Source organism: Halobacteriovorax sp. CON-3, assembly GCF_043196995.1.
Lineage (GTDB): Bacteria > Bdellovibrionota > Bacteriovoracia > Bacteriovoracales > Bacteriovoracaceae > Halobacteriovorax_A.
This window is the reverse complement of sequence record NZ_JBEBNA010000001.1, coordinates 1,538,208-1,552,687: the sequence shown is the minus strand read 5'-3', so window position 1 is coordinate 1,552,687 and position 14,480 is coordinate 1,538,208. Positions and strand designations below refer to the sequence as shown.

The following is a 14,480-nucleotide window of genomic DNA, read 5'->3' as shown; positions in this document are numbered from 1 at the left end:
GACTTAGGTCTCCCTTTTTTTTTACATTGAAAATATTTGCTTGTGTTTTTATTGCTGTATGTGGAAAATGTTTAGTGTAGTTAGTTTTTTAAGGAGTAAACATTGAAAAAAATATTAAGTTCTGTTGCCGTAATTATGCTTTCATCTTCTACATATGCAAATATTATAGTTCCTGAAATTTCTAGAGATGGTAAATCAAGAAACTCTTCAGTTATTGCTACTTCACAAGAAAAGAGAAAATTTGTTTCTGTTGAATATAATTCTTCAACTTTTGAAAAGGACAACGTTGACAGTGAGCTAGATAGAAATAGTATTGATATTTATGGAGAATGGTCAAATTCAATGTTTACGTTTGCTGCTGATTTAAGAGATGGAAAAGGCGACTATCATCAAGTCGCTGATTATGATTATGATTATTATAATATCGCTATTGGCTACCGTTTAAATGAGAGACTCTCATTAGGTCTAGCTCATACTGTTGACAAAGAAGCTATTGACTCTGCAGTCGTTCATACTGACTCACAACTCCCTGAAACAGAATTTGGTTTATCTTATAAGTTAAATAATTTAGTTATTGGAGCATCAATTGCGCATCATTCAAGCGATAGAAAAACTACGATAAAGTCAATTAGCTTAGTTAGAGAAACTGAAGGTGATTGGTATGGATATCGTTTGGGTGTTGGTTCAAACGCAAATAACATGTCATGGGAAGCTGGTATTGAATATAATGCTGAAGGAGATTCGAGTTCTGATACTACAAAGCGTGATTCAAAGTTTGGAGTATTTGCTGGTATTACTAAAGTAATTAACGATATAGAGTTTGATGCAGATATATTTTATATAACTGGTGATAACTTAGTAGAAACAAATTTAAGTAGTAACGACTATAAGAAATTAAACGTAAATCTTGATGCTGAAATTTTAATTGGTAAAATGTTCTATGTAACACCTGGACTTTATTATAATGATCGTGTTGTTGGACCAGTTGAAGAAGACTCGCTAGGTCTTTCTGCTGATTTTGGTTATCGTGCAAATAGTTTTGATGCTACTTTAGGAGTAGATTATCAATTATCAGGTGAGTATATAGATGGTACTGGCGCATATGATACTGACCAAATGGCTTGGAAAGTTAACGTAGCTTACAACTTCTAATTTTAATTTTAAAATTTAGAATATACGTGAAGGGAGACTTAGATCTCCCTTTTTTATTTCTAACTAACTCATTCAAGCCATCATTTTTTTAAATTAAATTAAGTTTTTATTTTTTTCATCTTAGTTGAAAATTTGCATATACAACTTTTATGGAGGAATAAATGAAGAATATCTTTATGGCCGCAACTCTAGTTGGGCTTACAACGACAGCGTTTGCGAATACGATAGTTCCCGAAACGTCACGTGACGGTAAAACCAAAAACGATTCAACAATAGCAGTAACACAAGAAATGAGAACCTTTGTTGCGGCCGAGTATAATTCTTCAAATTTAGAACCCGATACCGGTGGTGATATCGATACAACTAACTTTGATTTTTACGGTGCTTGGTCAAATAAGATGGTTTCGATTGAAGCGGACTTAGACTTTGGGAATGTCGATACTGGTGCAACAGATACAGACTTTACAGTTTATGATATTAAGGCCGGTTTTAGATTAACCAAAGAATTTGCCTTAGGCCTTGGCTATCAGATGGTTGATACAGATCCAAATAGCGAGGACTCTGTAATAGAGATTGCGGCATCATTTAATATGAATGACTTAATATTTGGTGGTTCATTCAGTCTTGTAGATGAAGATAACGGAACAATTGATGGTTCTCATAATCGTATTATTCTTGGACTAGGGTCAAATAAGGATAATATGTCTTGGGAAGCTGGTCTTCAATTTGATCTTGAAGAAAAAGATGATGATATTAAGTCTCCAACTCGTACTAAAATCTTTGCAGGTATGACAACGGTACTAAATAACACAGAACTTGATGGTGATATTGACTACACAACTGGTGATTTTACAACAGCAGGTGGTGATTACTCTCAATTTCACTTAAATTTTGATGCTGAATTCATGCTACATAAAATGTTCTTTATCGCTCCAGGTATTGAATATACTCTTACAGACAATGATGGAACAGACACTAAACAGCTCGATCTTTCTGCAGACTTTAGATATCGTATGAACGGAATTGATGCGACATTCGGTGTTGATTATGCAGTTATTGGAGAAGTTGGAACTGTCGATTACGATGAAATGGCCTGGAAGGTTAATGTCGCTTACTTATTTTAAAAACTGATTTTAAACTTATCAATGTCATAAAAAGGGAGATTTTCATCTCCCTTTTCTCTTTGTATAATCTATTACAATATTCATACGCCCTAGGAGTTCGAGTTGAAGTCGAAAAAAATCTTATGTCTAAGTGCACTTTCACTTATTAGTACTAATGTATCTGCAAATTTTATTCTTCCTGAAATTTCACGTGATGGTAAAACCTTAAACACATCTGTCATCGCAGTCTCACAAGAAAAAAGAAATTTCGCGGCAGCTAAGTATGAATACTTAAGTGTTGAAAGTGATACGACTCCAGCAGTTGAAATCAAACAAAGCTCTCCAGGAATTTTTGGAGGATTTTCGACTAATAGCTTTAGTGGCCAGTTAAATATGGAGATACCGACTTATGATATGGAGGGGGTAAAAAATCATGCAACCAACTTCTCATTTCTCGGTGGATACCAGGTAAATAAGAAGCTAACTTTAGGGCTTGGCTACACTAAGTCTGAGTTAGATATCTCAACAGACGAAAGCGTCATTGCGGCGGGAGGAAGTCTTAAAGTTAATGACAAGGTTTTAGGTGGTTCTGTTGAATATGTTGAAAATAAAACTTCTGCCACAAAAGGTGGCTTCTTTGTTCTAAGTGCAGGATTTGGTCAGCAAGATGCAAAGAATAGTGTTGAAGCAGGTGTGCAGTTAATGACAGAAGGCTCTGATGATTTAACAACAGGAAAGCGTTTTACTCTCTTTAGTAGTATGACAAAAGTTGTTAATGGAATTGAGATTGATGGTAGCTTCACATATGAATTTGGAAATTACCTAAAAGGTGAAGGTAATTCTCTAGATGGAAATAACTATAATGCACTTTACTTTGAATTCGATGCAGAATTCCTCGTAGGTTCAAACTTCTATATTACTCCGGGAATTAATTATTCTGCCGAAAACGCGCCGGGTGTTTCAAGTGATACTTCTGACGTTAGAATAAAAACTGATTTCGGTTATCGCACAAAAAGACTAGATGCAACAATTGGTGCGAGCTATATCTTTGTCGGTGAAGAAAACGATATTGACTATGATGGCCTAGGCCTGTCACTAAATGTAGGATATTTGTTTTAATTAAGCCTTTTTGAAGTATAATAAATCTTAATATTTATTTTTATTGCTTCAAGGAGGAAGATTTGAAGAAGTTAATTAGTGCAGTTGCGCTTGCAGCACTTTCAACATCAGCATACGCTAATGTATTAATGCCAGAAATTTCACGCGATGGTAAAACAAGAAACACATCAGTACTTGCTGTTTCTCAAGAAAAGAGAAGCTTCATTGCTGGCCAATATATTTCTCAATCTCTTGAAACAGATACGACTCCTTCATTTGACCTTGATATTACATTTACAAATTTATTTGGTGCAGTTTCAACTGATACATTTTCATTTGAAGGCTCATATGCAAAAAATAAAATGGAGGCTATGGGTTCAGAAGAAGATTTAGCTGAGCTAAATATACTTATGGGATTTAGAACTGGTGGAAACCTAACTCTAGGTCTAGGACTAACTGTAGATGAATTATCAGATACTATTGATGACACAGTTCTTGAAGCTGGTGGAACAATTGTTGTTAATGGAACAACTTTAGGTGCTTCACTTGCTCATCATATGGTAGATGCTGTTTTAACAGAAGGTGATTACACTGTTCTTACTCTTGCTTTTGGTAAGCAAGATAAATCTGTTTCTTGGGAGACAGGAATTCAATATACAACTAAAGGGAACGACGCTGTTCTAACAGATACTCGTCTAGGTGTATTTGCTAATGGGACAATGGTTGTAAATGATGTTGAATTAGATGGATCACTTACTTATGAGTATGGTGATTACTTACAGAATCGCCCAACAGATAATGATTACTCTGAACTCGAAATTTCACTTGATGCAGAATTCTTAGTAGGTCCAACTTTCTATATCACTCCAGGTGTTTATCTCTTGAATACAACTCTACCTAAGGCTGCTGATTCAGATTCTTCGATTCTCAGTGTAAAGTCAGATTTTGGTTACAGAGCAAATGGGCTAGATACAACTTTTGGTCTAAGTTACTCGACTGGTGAGATACAGGGCATCGACGCTGATGGTGTGGGATTCAATCTAAACGTTGGTTACAATTTCTAATTGATATATAGAAATTGATAATTTGTAAGAAGGGAGGCTTTGACCTCCCTTTTTATATCCTCTAGAATAAAATCAAATTATTTAAGAGGGATTATGAAAAAACAAATTTTTGCACTATCACTATTATTATCATCAACTGCATTTGCAAACCGAGTTATGCCTGAAATTTCTAAAGATGGTAAAACGAGACACAGCTCTTCAATGGCCGTGGCAAATGACCGCAGACAATTTTTTAATACTCAATTCGAAGGTGGGAGTGCCGAGATTCAAGATATCGATACTCTAGATAGCTCTGATTTTGATATCAATGGTGCTTTTGGAAATCGTGTCTTTTCAGCGGAATTTTCTTATAACGACAATGTTGGTTTCGCACAGACTAGGCCAATCATTACTGAAGTTAGTCATAATAGAGAGGTCGTTCTTTTAATGGGGTTTAGACCTGTTGATTTAGTTTCTTTTGGTTTCGGTTACCGCAATATTGAAAGAGATATGCAAAATAAGAATATTAATACTTTTGAAGTTGAAGCTTCAACAATGTTTAATATTAATCGCGTAAGCTTTGGTGGTGCCTATAAGTATGTAAAACCAAACTCACAAAGACATGGTTACTATGCAGACTTAACTCTTGCTGGTGGATACTTAGATGAGGTTCTTTCTGCTGAAGCTGGGTTAAGTGTTAAGACGAAGAGCCAAGAGCTTAATCGTGGAACTCGCAAGGAATTCTTTATTGGCGGAACGAGAAAGTATAGTAACTTAGAATTTGATACTGATTTTGAATATGAGTCAGGAGACAATGGTTACGAGACTGGAGATTATAAGAGAATGAAGTTTAACTTTGATCTTGAAGTTCTTTATACAAAATACCTATACGTAACTCCTGGGATTGAATATAGAAATCTTGAGATTAACAACTCTTCATCTGAGCAAATTTATACGTCTGTTGATTTTGGTTATCGTGAAGCAGGAATGGATATTACACTAGCATTCGATTATCTTGCAGACGGAAATCTAGAGATTGCAAATCAAGATATTAAGCTTGATCAGTATCGCGTAACTTTAGGAATGGGGTACCAATTCTAGTATTGAATTACTCTTAATGCTTCGTAGGCCACGGCCGTGGCCACATTTGAGAGATTTAACGATCTCACATGTTCTGAAAACATCGGAAGACAAAATAAACGATTAGGGTAGCTATCAAAGATATGCTTTGGTAGCCCTTTCGTTTCCGAGCCAAAGACTAAGTAACAACCCTTTGTGTAACCACGTCCATAGAAGTGATTTTCTTTAGCTGTCTTAGTGTAGAAGAATAGATCTTCTTCTTGTGGCCTTTCATTTTCAAGAAACTCTTCCCAGTTTTCATATTCGGCAACTTCAACGTGTTTCCAGTAATCAAGACCTGCTCGTCTTACGGCTTTCTCTGAAAGATCAAAGCCATAAGGTTTAATAAGGACAAGTCTTGCACCTAGAGCGATGCAAGTACGCCCAATACTCCCGGTATTTCCGGGAATATCTGGCGCATATAGAACAATGTTAAAAATTGCGTTACTACTCACTGGGATGACTTCTTAGTTTTGCTTTAAGTACTCAACAAGAGATCTAATCACAGTTCCTGAAGCACCTTTTGGTGGACAGTATGGAAGGTGAGATTGAGAATCACCAACACCTGCGATATCAAGGTGGGCCCAAGCAATGTCATTCTTAATGAATTCTTGTAGGAATGCAGCTGCTTTAGCTGTTCCACCCCAACGTGAACCACCGATATTCTTAAGGTCTGAAATAGTACCTTTCATATCTTTTTGCCACTCAGGGATAATTGGAAGTTCCCACATATACTCATCTGCAGAGTCTGCAGCTTTTAGTAGGCTAGAAGCAAGTTTCTTGTCATTTGACATTAGACCACAAACTTCAGTACCAAGTGCCATTAGACATGCTCCTGTAAGAGTTGCAGCGTCGATGATTGCATCTGGTTTTTGGTCACAAGCATAGTCTAGACAGTCAGCAAGAACTAAACGTCCTTCAGCATCAGTGTTTAGAATTTCAACTGTTTTACCATTTCTAGCTTTAACAATTGAATCTGGCATTGTTGCTTTAGAGTTAACAGCGTTATCAGTCATACCTAGGATACAAGTGATTTTAACTGGAAGTTTCATTTTAGCAGCGGCTCTAAATGCAGCGTAAACAGTTGCAGAACCGGCCATATCAAACTTCATATTCATCATTGATCCACCTGGCTTCAGTGAGTATCCACCAGTATCAAAAACAAGTCCCTTTCCTACGAAAGCGATGTGCTTAGTATTCTTAGTTGCTTTTGAAGGAGTGTAAGTTAGGTGAACTAGTTGAGCATCAAATGCAGAACCGTCGTTAACAGATAGGAAAAGATCCATTTTTTCTTTCTTAAGTTCTTTTCTACCCATGATCTTACACTTAACACCGGCCATACCTTCAACATCTTTCTTAACACGCTTAGCGTATTCAGTTGAACGTAGAACGTTTGGTGGCTCGTTTACGAAGTCACGTGCAACGTTTACTGACTCAGCAACGATTTGTGCGTTCTTGATCGCTTTATCAAAATCTTTCTTCTTAGCTGCTTTTTCAGCAGTATCGATGATTACTTCTTTAAGCTTTGCTGGCTTTGAGTCTGAAAGATACTTATCAAACTTGTATGCAGTCATTTCGAAAGCTTCAACTAGAACAGCTAGAGACTCTTCTTTCTTTGACTTGTAAGTGAAAGTATCAAAAGCTACTGCTACTTTCTTGTACTTAGAAACAGTTTTGTAAGCTTTTGCTAACTCTTTTCTAATATCTTCAGTTGTTACTTTAGTCTTATCACCAAGACCAACAACTAGAACATCGCTACCGTAGTGGTTGAAAGAGTAAGTTGTTCCTTTCGCACCAGTGTAGTCTTCTGAGCTGCTCATTGATTCAAAAGTAGCTTTAAGCTCTTTTGGCCAACCTGTAAGTGCTACAGTTGCAACTTCTTTTTTACCTTTTTTTGTCATTGTCGAGTAAGCACCAATTACATAGCAATCAGCACTTGAACTTTCTTTAGAATTTAAATTCAAAGTGAATTTCATATTTGCTCCTTAAAAGGGGGTTTCAAAGTGATTTAAGAGGGTATAAACTAACAGTAAGTACACAAAAAGACAAAGTATGACAAAAGTCGGCAAGGGTTTTCATGGACGCAGTCAAAAAGATCAAAGATTTAATCCCAACGAAGATATTTCAAAGATACCTTGCGTCAAATTTTATCGTACCCTTTACGATGAGTCTTACTTTCTTTGTTGCTTTCCTCTTAACGACACAATTGTTCAGATTCATGAGGCTTGTGACGAAAAAAGGTGTAGGAATTTTACAATTCCTAGAAATACTAGGCCATATTTCAATTAGTTTCATCCCAATGGCGACTCCCTTATCAATTCTCTTTGCCATGATTTATACACTAAATAAATTAAGTGAAGACTCTGAGATTGTTGCCCTAAGGGCCATGGGGATCAATAAGCATCGTATCTTTTCTCCATTTTTCATTATTTCAATTCTAATTGCAGCTTCGGTTGTCTCTTTGAATACGAATATGATTCCGACATCTAAGAAGATTTTTAGAAATACTTTTAAGCAGCTTGGTTCAAAGGGAATCCTTACAGACATTAAAAAGGAGCAATTCTTTACTGAAATTCCAGGAGTTATTCTATTTGCTGAAGATGTAAAAGATGAAGGGAAAGTTCTAGAAAATGTATTCTTAAGGATTTCATCAAAAGATAATGTTGATAAAGTGATTATGGCAAAAAGAGGAGTTTTAAATAAACCGAAAGTAGACGGAGACTCCATCGGCCTCAATATTCGTTTTGACTTCTTTAATGGCAGTATTATTTCAATTGATAAAGAAGGCCATGAGATAGAAAAGATTCTTTTTGAAACATATGAGTATCCAATTGTTACCAGTCAAAGTTTTTCAACTGTTAATAAGGCCAGCATGATGTCATCTAATGAACTTAGAAGGCATATTAGAAAATTAAAAGGGCAACTTAAGAAAGCTAAGACAAAAAGAATTAAAGATAATCTTGAAGATGATATAAGAAAGGGGAGCATTGAGTATTGGGGACGTTATACGATTCCTATTCAATGTGTTATTTTTGCCCTTCTAGGTTTTGTCTTTGGTGTTAAGAAGGGACGTGGTGCGACTCGAAATACAAGTGCTCTGGCGCTTCTTGTGACGATTATCTACTACGCACTCTATTTCTCAGGGGTGTCTTTGGCAAAGAAGAATAATATCCCAATCCCTCTAGTCCTGTTCTTACCAGCAGTAATCACAGGAGCTATCGGAATTAGTTATTATAAAAAATTAGATTGGAATTCTTAGTTTTGAGAATTTTCTTTTTCTTCTAAGTACTGCTTAGAAGTTTGGACGCCACCATTTTTATCAAAAATGAAAAGTGGAAGTTTGTGATCTTTTGCGATCTCAACAGGGAAGACTAAGCTTTTAACGCCAGAGCGTGAAGACATTCCAAGTAATTCCCCATTATAGAAAACATTTAAGGCATCAATATTTCCAAGACGAAGAAGAACTTGGTCACCTTTAATTAGTAGGTAGCGTCCTTCTTTTAGTGTGAACTTCTTAATTGGGTCATTATCACTTTGATAAACGATCCAAGAGTCACCAGTCATTGCCTTAAGGAAGATATTTTGTTTTCCCTCTTCAAAAGCGGCCCTGATATTTGCAGGAATGATTTCATTCTTTTCTTCTTCAGAGATATCTTTGAAAGCAAAGAGAGGAGAAGGTAGGTTGTAGAAGTTAAGTTCTTTTTCCTCCTCTTCTTCTTTTTTTTCCTCAACAGGTTTTTCTTCTTCTTTTTTTGTCTCAACGACTACTTCAGGCTTCTTTTCCTCAACCACTGGGGCAGGAGTTTCTTCGGCCACAACTTCTTTTGTCGTTTCTTCTTCGGTCGTGTCTTGCATCGGAGTGCTTTCATCTAGCACCTGGGCCTCAACAACAACTTCTTTAGTATCTTCTCCAGTATCTACTTCTTTTGATTTATCAAGATTTATGTAAATAAAGATACCTATTGAAAAAGCCGCTACAACGCCAAGTAATTTGTATTTTAATGAATCAGAAATCTGAACTTCTTGTTTTACAAGATCTTGTTTCTTTTCAACATTTGCCTGAGGGAAGTCATCTGCTTCAAGAGGTTGCGACTTCTCAGGGGCGACTGCACCATAAAGTTCTTCAAGCTTTCTTGTCGCTTCCTCTGCATCGATATCGTAAGTCTTTGCAAGAGTTTTAACAAACCCTCTGACATATGCAATATTGGGAAGCCTTTCAACATCATCTGCTTCAAGTGCTGATAGGTTGGTAAGATTGATTCTTGTATGTCTGCTTACTGCTTCGATACTTAAATCTTTTTTATCTCTGGCCTTTTGTAGGTACTGACCTAGAGATAGGTTTGGGGCTTCTTTTGCAACTTCCTGTTCCATTATTACGCCTTTTTAATTAATTATAAATTATCAGTTTCAAACTTGTTCGAATAATATACGTTCTTCATTAGGTTATTTTTTATTACTAAACTTCTTTTTGCATAATCAGTTCTTGGGAACTGCTCAATGATCTGATTATAAAGAGGTAGTGCCTTTTTACTTTCTCCAAGAGAGCGATAAATTTCAGCAAGTTCAAATTTTGGTGCAATTTCTTTTTTACACTCACCACTTGTTGCAATATTTAAGTTTTTAATGGCATCTTTAATATTTCCATCTTTCTTATAAATCATGGCCAGTTGATACGGGGCCGGGCAATAGTCTAAAGTGTAGCCTGTTACTTGTTGAAGATATTTGATGGCCGCATCTTTATTTCCTCTCTTCAGTTCAATTAGAGATAGGTTGTACTTTACTCGGTAGTTGTAGCGATAGATAAGATCTTTAAGAACAACTTTGTACTGTTCTTCGGCCTTATTGTAGTCACCTTCCTTGAAGTAAATTGAAGCGAGATTATTTCTGGCATCAGAGTTCTTATTATCAACTTTGATTGCTTGCTTGAAATAGAACTTAGCTTTTTCAGGTCTGTTTTTGAAATAATAAGCAAGTCCAAGATTGTTTAGCGTCTTTGTATCATTCGGCTTTAATTGATTGGCATTCTCTAAGGCCTCAAGTGCTTGAGAGTAATCCTTATCAATCATCTTTTGAGTTCCATATGTATAGAAGAGTTCTGCTTTTCTCAACTGCTCCGTTTTCTGACTTGAAGAACAAGAAGTTGTCATGATTCCAATTAATGTTGCAAATAGAAAAGTAACTGTAGTTCGTTTCATCATTTCACCAAAAACGTTAGATTAAAAAGAGAATATACTCTTTAATTGTAATGGCTTTCAGCGCCCATTACAATGTTAATCTAAGAGCTTACAATCGTTACCTATGTTTAAAGAAGATAACCGATTCAAAATGTCGGGTACCTGGGAAGAAGTCGAACATGTGCGCTTCTTCAATGAGATAATCTTCAAGAATCTTATGAGTATCTCGGGCCAGTGTTTGGTTGTTACAGCTTACATAGACGATATATTTTGGATTAAGTACTTTAGTAAATTCATCAATATTTTTCAGGCCGCTGCGAGGAGGATCAATAACGAGTAGGTCGATATCTTTTATATTGAAGGCCTCAAGTTTATTAATGGCCGATTGGTCATAAATATCGAGTTCACTATATTCTTGATACTCTTTATTTTGTAACTTGATATATTTTGTCGGAGTTGCATCCATAACAATTGTTCGATGAGAAAGGGCCTTTGTGATATTCCCATTTCCTCCAAAAAGGTCGACTGTTGTTGAAGAGTCATTTGTGACACTTTTCATTTTTTCATTAACTAGATTTAATAAAAGCTCATTCATTGGTGGGTTTACTTGTAGAAATCCCTCCGCGGAATAATAAGAGTCAAAAGTTTTTAAGATCGTTGCATCACGCTGGAATAACTCAACATGTCCCTTTGTCTTCTTTGCTTCACCTTGCCAATTGTCATGCAACTTAGCTAATTCATTATTGATATCATCGTTGGCCATTAAACAATTTTTAATTGAAGTGATTTTTGAATTAGAGTCATTAAAGAAGCCAAGTGAATTATCCTTCTTATTATAATGAAGCTGAATACGATTTCGATAATGATAGCGATCACTTGCTTTATGAATAATAAGTGAATCACTTAAATCAATTTTAAATTGTCGATTGAAATTGTCGAGATAAGCTTTCTTCTTAAATTCAATTTCATTCTCATAACTAGTATGCAGGAAATGGCAGCCACCACATTCACTATAGTAAGGGCATTTCGAATCGGTACGTAATTGGGACTTCTTAGTTAACTCAGTTAAGCTTGCAAATTGAATGCTCTTCTTAGACTTGTAGACAAGGGCCTTGCCTTCTTCTCCTGGGAGAGTTTTTTGGATAAAGGTAATTCCATTTAGTTTTGAAACGCCTTGACCAAGAGAGTCGAGGTGTTCGACTTTGAAGTCCACTGGGAAATCTAGGGGAAACTTGATCTGTTTGTTTGGTTTCTTCTTTTTAGTCATAGGAAAATATGTCTCAATCTGCTATAAGTATCAACTTAGCTAAATTAGTAATATTATTAAATAATATGGCATCATTATTACAAAAATTGTCATTCCTGTTTGAACTTTTTTTCAACGGTAGTTTTATCCTCTTATTCACTCTCTTTGATAATAAGAAGATACCTGCCACTTGGAATCAAAAGTTTATCGTGAATACCCTAGACTTAATGGTTTGGGTAGTCCCAATTGCCATTGCTTTAACGGTTATTAAGAACATGATTGAAGCAAAGAATGGTGAAGACTTTTTCCGTCGCTATTCATTTTCGTTATTAGTCTTTATCCCGACACTTATTACTTGGGGTGACTTAAAATTTACTTATCTACTAGCGAGTGCTCACTTACTCTCAACAATCTTGTCTTTATATGATGATGGGGGAGAGACAACAAATCGGGAATATAAGAATCGATTTGATACGCTCTTTAGTAAAATAAAATTAACTTCTGCTCAGCTTGTACTCTTCACATTCGGTGGGGTTATCTTAGCTGGAACATTATTACTTATGCTTCCTCTATCTGCTGCGGATGGAGTTAGTATTAGCTTTGTGGACGCTCTCTTTACCGCAACCTCCGCAACATGTGTAACCGGCCTTTCCACACTTGGAACAAATACAAGTTTTAGTATTGTCGGCCAACTTGTTATTTTAGGACTGATTCAAATTGGTGGGCTTTCCATCATGACTTTATACTCTTCGATGGCCATCGTTCTTGGTCGATCGATGAAGATGAAAGATCGTATCATCATGCAAGACCTTCTCGATGTTTCATCACTTGAAGAACTCTTTGCCATGATTATCAATATTGTTAAGTACACTTTCATTATTGAACTTTGGGGTGCAATCATTCTAACGATTGGTTTTACTTTTGAAGGCTTTGAATTTGGTCAGGCAATGTACTACGGATTCTTTCATAGTGTTTCTGCTTTTTGTAACGCAGGTTTTGCTCTCTTTGATAACTCTCTTGAAAACTATGCAACCAATCCACTAATTCACGGAACGATTGCCATTCTAATCTCTCTTGGTGGGATTGGATTTATTGCCCTTAAGGAATTAAAGGAAGTTGTCACAAGAGAAAAGACTATCGTACGACTTGGAATGCACACTAAAGTTGTTCTTATTACTTCACTTGCACTAACTGTTGGTGGAGCAATTTTCATCTTCTTTGGAGAGTTCTTAGGTGCTCTTGATGGCTATAACCTTTGGGAGAAAATTCAAATATCTGTCTTCCAGTCCATTACTTTAAGAACGGCCGGGTTTAATACGATTCCTCTGACAAACCTCCACTCATATACGATTTATATGATGGCCATGTTTATGTTCATTGGTGGGTCTCCAGGTTCGACGGCCGGTGGGGTAAAGACAACAACTCTGGCAATTTTAGTTCAATCTATTATTTCAACTCTTAAAGGTGATAAGAACGTTATGATGTTTGATCGCAAGATCGCAGGCCCTGTAGTTGTTAAGGCAACGGCCCTAATGTTCATTTCTATTGTTGTTTCAACATCATTTATTTTTGTCATGATGAAAATAGAGCCAAACCAAAACTTCCTGCCTCTCTTCTTTGAAGTGCTGAGTGCCGGGGGGACTGTTGGGCTTACACTTGGAGTTACTCCATTTTTAACTGTCGCAGGAAAGATCGCAATTTCGATGCTAATGCTTATTGGACGTATTGGGCCTCTCACACTAATCTTAGCTATTGGAGAGAGACAGAAATACTCAGGTAAATTAGACTATCCTGACGGACGAATAATGATTGGTTAAAATTAAATAAAGGATTTTATATGCTAGTTGCTGTTATCGGGCTAGGGACATTTGGAGCAAAAACTGCGGTAGGACTTTTCGAAAAAGGTGCCGAGGTAATTGCTATTGATAAGAATGATGAGCTCGTTGATAAAATTAAAGACCGTACAACTCACGCTGTTGCTCTTGATGTAACAGATGAGAGATCACTTCGATCAGTAAATATTTCTGACGTTGATACAGCAGTTGTGGCCATCGGGGATAATATCCAAATGTCGATTATGGCCGTAACAATGCTTCGAAAGCTTGGGGTTGGTCGAGTCATTGCCCGTGCTACTTCTAAGCTTCACGAGCACGTTTTACATGAAATTGGTGCTTCTGAAATTATTAAAGTTGAAGAGGAGATGGGGGAGATTGTTGCTTCTAAGATCATCGCTCCACACGTTCTCCAGCGCTACAACTTTGCAGCAGGTTATTCAATTGTCGAGCTAAAGCTTGGGAAGAAGTTTGAAGGTAAAACTCTTGTCGAGAGTAAAATTCGTCAAAACTATTCACTTAATATTGTTGCCCTTCAAAAGAAGGTTCCATATATCACTGAAGACGGTAAGTCCGCTTATCGTATGGAGATTAATGATTGTCCGATGCCGATGGATATTATCGAGTCAGATGACATCGTTGTTCTTGTAGGAAGTGAGAAAAACTTTAATAAACTTTTTGCTGATCTTGAGGATGCATAAGTCTTTAACGTC

The 14,480-nt window shown here is 36.5% G+C and carries 13 protein-coding genes; 8 read left to right on the top strand and 5 right to left on the bottom strand.

Annotated features, from left to right (window positions below; translation table 11 throughout):
* The first annotated feature begins 102 nt into the window (after positions 1-102).
* The 5 genes from ABMA72_RS07265 to ABMA72_RS07245 all read left to right on the top strand — a co-directional run bounded on the left by ABMA72_RS07265 (position 103) and on the right by ABMA72_RS07245 (position 5,497).
* Positions 103-1,152 (top strand): hypothetical protein, encoded by a 1,050-nt coding sequence (locus ABMA72_RS07265; RefSeq protein WP_392857499.1) that lies wholly within the window; start codon positions 103-105, stop codon positions 1,150-1,152.
* Positions 1,153-1,313: 161 nt separating this feature from the next.
* Positions 1,314-2,276 carry a hypothetical protein gene (locus ABMA72_RS07260; protein ID WP_393056656.1) on the top strand — a complete coding sequence of 321 codons (963 nt, stop codon included), beginning with the start codon at positions 1,314-1,316 and terminating at the stop codon, positions 2,274-2,276.
* Between the two features lie 102 nt (positions 2,277-2,378).
* Positions 2,379-3,374: a hypothetical protein gene (locus ABMA72_RS07255; protein WP_393056654.1), complete on the top strand. Its 996-nt coding sequence runs from the start codon at positions 2,379-2,381 to the stop codon at positions 3,372-3,374.
* Positions 3,375-3,436: 62 nt separating this feature from the next.
* On the top strand, positions 3,437-4,417 hold the full coding sequence (locus ABMA72_RS07250; RefSeq protein ID WP_393056652.1) for a hypothetical protein: 981 nt from the start codon (positions 3,437-3,439) through the stop codon (positions 4,415-4,417).
* A 93-nt stretch (positions 4,418-4,510) separates the two neighbouring features.
* A complete protein-coding gene (locus ABMA72_RS07245) occupies positions 4,511-5,497 on the top strand; it encodes a hypothetical protein (protein ID WP_393056651.1) in 987 nt (328 codons plus the stop codon).
* On the opposite strand, the gene ABMA72_RS07240 is transcribed toward ABMA72_RS07245, so the two are convergent.
* Both ABMA72_RS07240 and ABMA72_RS07235 read right to left on the bottom strand, forming a co-directional pair.
* Positions 5,494-5,970 carry a tRNA (cytidine(34)-2'-O)-methyltransferase gene (locus ABMA72_RS07240; RefSeq protein ID WP_393056649.1) on the bottom strand — a complete coding sequence of 159 codons (477 nt, stop codon included), beginning with the start codon at positions 5,968-5,970 and terminating at the stop codon, positions 5,494-5,496. The two genes, ABMA72_RS07245 and ABMA72_RS07240, sit on opposite strands and share 4 nt — an antisense overlap.
* 12 nt (positions 5,971-5,982) lie before the next feature.
* A complete protein-coding gene (locus ABMA72_RS07235; protein WP_392857486.1) occupies positions 5,983-7,491 on the bottom strand; it encodes a leucyl aminopeptidase in 1,509 nt (502 codons plus the stop codon).
* A 101-nt stretch (positions 7,492-7,592) separates the two neighbouring features.
* Between ABMA72_RS07235 and ABMA72_RS07230 the strand changes: the two genes are divergently transcribed.
* Entirely contained in the window at positions 7,593-8,774 is a 1,182-nt protein-coding gene (locus ABMA72_RS07230; RefSeq protein ID WP_393056647.1) for an LptF/LptG family permease, read from the top strand.
* Here ABMA72_RS07230 and ABMA72_RS07225 read toward each other — a convergent pair.
* From ABMA72_RS07225 to ABMA72_RS07215, 3 genes are all read right to left on the bottom strand, one after another.
* Positions 8,771-9,886 (bottom strand): helix-turn-helix domain-containing protein, encoded by a 1,116-nt coding sequence (locus tag ABMA72_RS07225; protein WP_393056645.1) that lies wholly within the window; start codon positions 9,884-9,886, stop codon positions 8,771-8,773. The two genes, ABMA72_RS07230 and ABMA72_RS07225, sit on opposite strands and share 4 nt — an antisense overlap.
* Before the next feature lie 20 nt (positions 9,887-9,906).
* A complete protein-coding gene (locus ABMA72_RS07220; protein ID WP_392857481.1) occupies positions 9,907-10,710 on the bottom strand; it encodes a tetratricopeptide repeat protein in 804 nt (267 codons plus the stop codon).
* Positions 10,711-10,807: 97 nt separating this feature from the next.
* Positions 10,808-11,956: a class I SAM-dependent RNA methyltransferase gene (locus tag ABMA72_RS07215; RefSeq protein ID WP_392857479.1), complete on the bottom strand. Its 1,149-nt coding sequence runs from the start codon at positions 11,954-11,956 to the stop codon at positions 10,808-10,810.
* Positions 11,957-12,021: 65 nt separating this feature from the next.
* Between ABMA72_RS07215 and ABMA72_RS07210 the strand changes: the two genes are divergently transcribed.
* Both ABMA72_RS07210 and ABMA72_RS07205 read left to right on the top strand, forming a co-directional pair.
* Complete coding sequence (locus ABMA72_RS07210) at positions 12,022-13,752, top strand: TrkH family potassium uptake protein (RefSeq protein ID WP_392857476.1); 1,731 nt, start codon at positions 12,022-12,024, stop codon at positions 13,750-13,752.
* A 20-nt stretch (positions 13,753-13,772) separates the two neighbouring features.
* Positions 13,773-14,468 carry a TrkA family potassium uptake protein gene (locus ABMA72_RS07205; protein WP_021266154.1) on the top strand — a complete coding sequence of 232 codons (696 nt, stop codon included), beginning with the start codon at positions 13,773-13,775 and terminating at the stop codon, positions 14,466-14,468.
* The last annotated feature ends 12 nt before the right edge of the window (positions 14,469-14,480 follow it).